This is a genomic window from Vannielia litorea (assembly GCF_018424695.1).
In the GTDB taxonomy this organism is placed as follows: Bacteria; Pseudomonadota; Alphaproteobacteria; order Rhodobacterales; family Rhodobacteraceae; genus Vannielia; species Vannielia litorea_A.
Genome location: NZ_QTNQ01000170.1, coordinates 1 through 3,206, shown reverse-complemented (window position 1 = coordinate 3,206; position 3,206 = coordinate 1). Strand labels below are relative to the sequence as shown.

Annotated in this window: 1 protein-coding gene; it reads left to right on the top strand. The window is 68.4% G+C overall.

What is annotated here, in order from left to right; translation table 11 throughout:
• Positions 1–163 precede the first annotated feature (163 nt).
• Entirely contained in the window at positions 164–3,202 is a 3,039-nt protein-coding gene (locus DYI42_RS23620; protein WP_213549542.1) for an error-prone DNA polymerase, read from the top strand.
• Positions 3,203–3,206 lie beyond the last annotated feature (4 nt).

Here is a 3,206-nt window from a genome sequence, read left to right as displayed (position 1 = left end):
CACCCACCCCGCTCGCCCCGCGCGCGTCTGCGATTTCGGGCGCTGGTGCGGGTGGGGGCAGTGGGATTGAGTATTTTCAGCAAGAAAATGTGGTTTGGCCGTGTTTTCGGCAGACGTTGAGCGTGAGAACAAAACGTGAAAATATGAGGCGAAGGAATCGCCCGTGTTTGCCGAACTCTCTGCCACTTCCAACTTCACCTTCCTCACCGGGGCGTCGCACCCCGAGGAGATGATGGAGCGTGCCGGTTTGATGGGGCTGGGCGCGGTGGCGATTGCCGATGAGAACTCGGTGGCGGGGATCGTGCGGGCGCATCAACGGTGTCGCGAGATTGCGCGTTCGGTCGCGGCGCGTCGGGCGGTGATTGAGGCGGATGGGGAGATTGGCCCGCCTGCCCCGAAGGGCGCGGTGCGCGGGCCTTCGCTGGATGTGGATTGTGTGCCGCGCCTTTTGCCGGGCGCGCGGCTGGTGCTGAGTTGCGGGTTTCAGGCGACGGTTCTGCCGCGCGATCGGGCGGGCTGGGGGCGGCTGTGCCGACTGTTGTCGCTCGGGCGGTTGAGGGCGGAGAAGGGGGCCTGCCTGCTGCATCTGGGTGATCTGGTGGAATGGTGCGCGGGGCTGGAGATTCTGGTGCACCCTGTGGGCGATTGGCAGGCGGTGACGCGCCGGTTGCTGAAGCGCTTCGGCGGGGCGGTGAGCCTCTGTGCTGCGCCGCGCTATGACGGGCGCGATGCGGGGCGGATCGCGCGGCTGGCGCGGGAGGCGGCGCGGCTCGGGGTGCCACTGGTGGCCTCGGCCCGCCCGCTCATGCACCACGGCGCACGACGGCGGATGGCGGATGTGCTCACCGCGATCCGGCAGGGCTGCCGGGTGGATGAGCTGGGCCGCGCCGCGCTGGCCAATGGCGAGCAGCGGCTGCGCAGCGAGGCAGAGATGCTGCGGCTTTTTGCGGGCCATGAGGCGGCGGTGGCGCGGGCGGGCGAGGTGGCGGCGCGCTGTGCGTTTTCGCTCGATGAGCTGCGCTATGAATACCCCTCGGAGGTGACGGGCGGTGAGAGCGCGAGCGAGCGGCTGGCCCGGCTGGCCCGCGCGGGCCTGCGCTGGCGCTACCCTTCGGGCGCCCCCGGGAAGGTGAGCGCCATGCTTGAGCATGAGTTGGAGCTGATCGGGAAGCTGGGCTATGAACCCTATTTCCTGACCGTGCATGACGTGGTGGAGTTTGCCCGCGCGCGCGGCATCCTCTGCCAGGGGCGCGGCTCGGCGGCCAATTCGGTGGTGTGCTTCTGCCTCGGGGTGACTTCTGTGAGCCCAGAGATCGGAACCATGGTGTTCGAGCGTTTCGTCAGCGAGGCCCGTGACGAGCCGCCCGACATTGACGTGGACTTCGAGCACGAGCGGCGCGAGGAGGTGATCCAGCACATCTACGAGCGCTACGGCCGCCACCGGGCCGGGCTCTGCGCTACCGTCATCCACTATCGCGGCAAGCGGGCCACGCGGGAGGTCGGCCGGGCGATGGGGCTTTCGGACGATACGCTCTCGGCGATGTCTTCGCAGATCTGGGGCTGGGGCTCTGTCTCTGGCCAGATGATGGACAGCCGGCTGCGCGAGATCGGGCTGGACCCCGCCGACAAGCGGCTGGCGCTGACGCTGAGCCTGATCGAGGAGATCCAGGGCTTTCCGCGGCACCTTTCGCAGCACGTGGGCGGGTTCATCATCACCGAAGGGAGGCTGGATGAGCTGGTGCCGGTGGAGAATGCGACGATGGAAGATCGCACGGTCATTCCGTGGGACAAGGATGACATCGACACGCTGGGGATCCTGAAGGTGGACGTGCTGGCGCTGGGGATGCTGAGTTGCATCCGCAAGGCCTTCGACCTCCTGGCCGAGCACCACGGCCAGCGGCTCGACCTTGCCAGCCTGCCCCCCGAAGACCCGGCGGTGTATGACATGCTCTGCAAGGCGGATTCCCTCGGCGTGTTCCAGGTGGAAAGCCGGGCACAGATGAACTTCCTGCCCCGGATGCGGCCCCGGTGCTTCTATGACCTGGTGATCGAGGTGGCGATCATCCGGCCCGGGCCGATTCAGGGCGACATGGTGCACCCCTTCCTGCGGCGGCGGAACGGGGAGGAGCAGGTGGAATTTCCCTCCGACGAATTGGGCGAGGTTCTGGCCAAGACGCTCGGCGTGCCGTTGTTTCAGGAGCAGGCGATGCAGATCGCGATCATCGGCGCGGGGTTCAGCCCCGACGAAGCCGATCAGCTGCGCCGGGCGCTTGCCACCTTCAAGAAGCTGGGGCGGGTGAGCGACTTCGAGGGGCGGTTCATGCGTGGCATGCTGAAGAACGGCTATGACGCCGATTTCGCCGCGCGCTGCTTCAGCCAGATCGAGGGCTTCGGCTCCTACGGCTTTCCCGAGAGCCACGCGGCGAGCTTTGCGCTGCTGGTCTATGCCTCGGCCTGGCTGAAGCGGCACCACCCCGGCATCTTTGCCTGTGCGCTGCTCAACAGCCAGCCGATGGGCTTCTATGCCCCCGCCCAGATCGTGCGGGATGCGCGGGAACATGGGGTAGAGGTGCGGCCCGTCGATATCAACGCCAGCTTCTGGGACAACACGATGGAGCCCGACGGCGAGGGCGGGCTGGCGCTTCGCCTGGGGTTTCGCCAGATCAAGGCGATGCGCGAAGAGGAGGCGCACTGGCTTTGCGCCGCGCGGGGCAATGGCTATCGCGACGTGGCGGCGGTGTGGCGGCGCGCGGGGGTGGCGCCGCAGATGGTGGAGGCGCTGGCGGAGGCCGATGTGTTCGCCACGCTGGGTGTGAGCCGGCGTGAGGCGCTCTGGGCGGCCAAGGCGCTGAAGGGTGATGCGCCGCTGCCGCTCTTCGCGGGCGCGCTGGAGGGCGAGGGGATTGCCGAGGCGGCGGCGGTGCTGCCCGAGATGAGCCTCGGGGAGGAGGTGGTGGAGGATTACGTGGCGATGCGCCTGAGCCTGAGGGCGCATCCGATGGCGCTCTTGCGGCCCCGGCTCACCCCCAAGGAGGGCAGCCCGGTGCAGGCGCCTCAGGGCCGCGCGCGCACCGCTCGCCACCTGTCGCCGCCGGTGGATGACCAGGGACAGGGCGGGCGCGGTTTTGTCTGGACGCGGGAGGACGGCTGGCAGGTTGACCCCGACAGCGGCAAGATGACCAGCCGTAGTGCGATGGTCTGAGGGC